Origin of the sequence: Candidatus Palauibacter australiensis (assembly GCA_026705295.1) — a bacterium.
In the GTDB taxonomy this organism is placed as follows: Bacteria; Gemmatimonadota; Gemmatimonadetes; order Palauibacterales; family Palauibacteraceae; genus Palauibacter; species Palauibacter australiensis.
Genome location: JAPPBA010000024.1, coordinates 1 through 2,993, shown reverse-complemented (window position 1 = coordinate 2,993; position 2,993 = coordinate 1). Strand labels below are relative to the sequence as shown.

Here is a 2,993-nt window from a genome sequence, read left to right as displayed (position 1 = left end):
TGTCGTCGGGGCCCGTCGACCAGCCCAGCACCACGTCCGAGTCCGCCGCCTGCGAGAGCCGGGCCGTGAACTCCACCGCCGTGCCCTCCAGCGCCGAGCCGCCCTCGAGCGTCACCGCGATGGCCGGCGTCGGCGGCGGCGGTGGAGGCGGGGGCGGGGGAGCGGGAGCGGTGGGCGCGGTCACCGTGAAGCCGAAGTCCGGCACCTCGGCGCCCGACGCCGTACGCAGCGGAGCGGAGCCCTTCGTGTAGCTCAGGACCGCCTCCCGGCCCGCGGGTACCGGCGGCGCGACCGTCAGGTCCACCGCCGAGCCACGGATCGCCACCGCGGTCACCCGGTGGTGGTTGTCGCCCTGCGGGGGCGCCGTCGCTTCCGGGCCGCCGGAATCCTCCGCCACCGCGGACGAGGCCGGCGCCAGCGTCACCGTGAAGTCGCCCGGATCGGGCACCGACGTGGCGTCCAGCGCCTCGGCGAACTCCAGCGTCACCGTCGCCCCGTCGGCCGACACCGCCCCGTTCGTCGGAGGGTCCGCCGCCGGCGTCCTCGTCGTGGCGCCGCCGGAGGGCGACCACGGGCTCTCCCCGTCCCCCTGGCCACGCACCTGCACCACGTACGCCGTGTTCTGCGCCAGGCCCGAGAGCACCGCAGAGGTCGACGCGCCCGGGTTCGGCGGGCCGTTCGACTCGCCCTCCTCGATCCAGTCGGACGGGTTCGTCGGGTCCGCACTCCCCGCGTAGTAGCGCAGGTCGTAGTCCTGGATCACCGCCGCGGAGCCCAGGTCCGACGGCGCGCTCCACGTCACCGTCAGGCTCGTCGCCGACGCCGGCGTCACCGTCGGCGCCCCCGGAGCCGATGGCGGCGACGTCGTGGAGGGCGCACGGGTCACCCGGATCGTCAGCAGGTGGTCCGCCGAAAGCGTGCCGTCCGATGCCGTCACCGTCACCGCGTAGCTCGGCTTCGCCTCGAGGTTCAGCGTCGCACCCGCCGCCACCGTGATCTGGCCCGTGTTCGCGTCGATCGCGAACGACGCGTGGTCCGTGCCCCCGCTCGCCGTGCTCGTCAGCGTGTACGTCAGCGGGTCGTTGTTCGGGTCCGTCGCCGTCACCGTCCCCACCAGCGTGCCCGCGGCGCTGTTCTCCCGCACCGACAGCTCCGAAGTCGTCGTCGGGAAAATCGGCAGCCCGCTCGGAGTAAAGTTGTGCACCCACTTGTTGCTGAAGGCCGCCACCTCCCCGCCGCCCGCGCCCCGCAGCGGGTTGGCCGCCGGCTTCGCGTAGCTCACCTCGACCGTCACGTCGCCCGGAACCGCCGACGCGAGCGTCACCGTCACCGTCGCCCCGGAGATCGAGGCCGTAGCCGTGCCGTCGATCGTGTACCGCGGCTGGCTGTTATCGATGGGTATGACCCTTGCCGTGAACGCGCTCCCCGCCGGCAACGACAACGCGTCCAGGTTCTTGTTGAAGTCCAGCGTCACCGTCGATCCGTTCACCGTCCCGGCCCTGCGGCGAGCCCCCCGTTCCCACAACACCGGCGCCGACGACGTCAGGCTGCCGTCCACCTTGTGATCCGCGTCGTGGGCCAGGCCCTCGTGCGCCAGGTTCGCGTTCGTCGTCACCGCCGCCACCGCCGATCGGATCGTGCCCCCGTTCAGCTCCAGCGTGTTCTCGAGCACCGCGAACCCCGCCGTCGACGTGTCCGCCGCCGTCACCGTGTAGCCGAAGACCTGCTGAGACGCTTCGATGCCCACGCCCTCGTACGACGCCCAACGCTCTCCGCCGCTACCCGACTTCAGGTCGATCCTCAGCCGCGGCGTCCCGCCGCTCGCGTCCACCGTCACGTCCTCGTCGAAGATCACCACGGCCCGGACCACCTCGCCCAGACCGTACGTCTCCGCCGTGTTGTCGCTGTTCGCGTCGATCGACGGACTCGATGCGACATACAGCCGTTCCGCCGTCGGCGGCTGCGTCGCGTTCGTCACCTGCCGCCCCGTGAAATCCGCCACGTTTACGCGGCTGGTGCTCCGAAGCGGGTTCGCGTCGTCTCCCGCCGTGTAGCTCACCGTGATCCCCGTCTCGCCGACCTCCACCCGCGCGCTCAGCGTCAGTTGCACCTCCGTATTCTCACCGGGTTCGAGATCCCTGGGGTCCGGAATCTGCACCGCCGTCACCGTCGCCCCCGCCGCCGTACCCGACACCGTGAACCGCGACACGTCAGGCGGACTGTGGACGAGTCGTCCGCCGCTGTAGAGGCGGCCGTCGAACGCCAGCGTCAATATCTTCCTGTTCACCGACGCGTCCGTCACCACGGGCGGCGTCACGTTCCCCAGCTCCTCCGTGAAGTCCGCCACCTTGACGCCGTTCGCGTCCTGGAGCGGGTTCGCGTCGTCGCCCGCCTCGTAGGCCACCGATGCCGTATCGGCGGCCCCCACCCGCGGGCTCAGCGTCAGGTTCACCTCTCTCGCGTCGACGCTGCTGACCGCCACCGCCGTCACCGTCGTCGTCTCCGTCGGGCCCGACACCGTGAACCGGCTCGGCGACGGCGTCTTCGACGCGTTCAGCTCCGAGTCGAACCTCACCGTCGCCACCGTCCCGCTCACCTCCGCCCCCAACAGCTTCGGCGGCGTCACGTTCCGCACCGGCCGGTTCGAGAAGTTCGCCAGTTGCCACGTGGCCGGGACCTGGAGCGGGTTCGCGTCGTCCCCCTTCGTATAGCTCAGCGTGATCTCGGTCTCGTCCCGGAGCACGCGAAGGTTCAACGTCAGGATCACCTGCGTCGAGTCCGCGCTGAACGCCACCGAACTCACCCTCGGAAACGCACCCGACAACGTGAACCGGCTCGCCGAGGGAGCGTTCGCCGTGGCCAGCTTCCCCGTGAACGTGATCGTCAGCTTGTCGCCGTTCACCTCCGCGCTCTCGAACTTCGGCAGCGGCGCCAGGCTCTGGTCCACCTTGTGGTTCGCGTCCCCCGACGTCGGCAGGCCGCTCTTCGTGAGC

1 protein-coding gene is annotated in these 2,993 nt (G+C 71.2%); it reads right to left on the bottom strand.

Annotated features, from left to right (window positions below; all coding sequences use genetic code 11):
- A partial coding sequence (locus tag OXN85_01850; protein ID MCY3598702.1) for a SwmB domain-containing protein occupies window positions 1-2,993 on the bottom strand: 2,993 nt, incomplete at both ends.